This window comes from Citrobacter sp. TBCS-14, from assembly GCF_005280805.1.
Taxonomy (GTDB): Bacteria; Pseudomonadota; Gammaproteobacteria; order Enterobacterales; family Enterobacteriaceae; genus Citrobacter; species Citrobacter gillenii.
In genome coordinates this window covers 1-286 of sequence record NZ_SZWM01000863.1, presented here as the reverse complement: position 1 = coordinate 286, position 286 = coordinate 1, and the positions used below count along the sequence as shown (strand labels likewise).

At 45.1% G+C, this 286-nt stretch carries 1 pseudogene; it reads left to right on the top strand.

The window, feature by feature from the left end:
• Positions 1-286: pseudogene (locus tag FDX22_RS31775) on the top strand (fimbrial biogenesis outer membrane usher protein); the annotation flags it as partial.

Genomic DNA, 286 nt, shown 5'->3' with positions numbered 1-286 from the left:
AATAATGCCGTGTTATCTGGAAAAACTCGTGCGTTGGTAGAAAAAATTCGTGATGTGAAATTTCACGATAACACCAATATCGAGCTATCGGACAATGCACGCCTGCAGCTCAACGTCTCTTCATTTCACCTGGAGATGATTGTCAGCAAAGATGCGTTAACTGAAGCGATTGTCGCACGCAGTAGCCTGCTTGGACCTTCCAGCGTGGAGTCTCTCTCTAACGTCCTGAATTATAACTTTGGTACCTACTACAACGATTATCATAATGGCAGCAGTACCCGCAGCT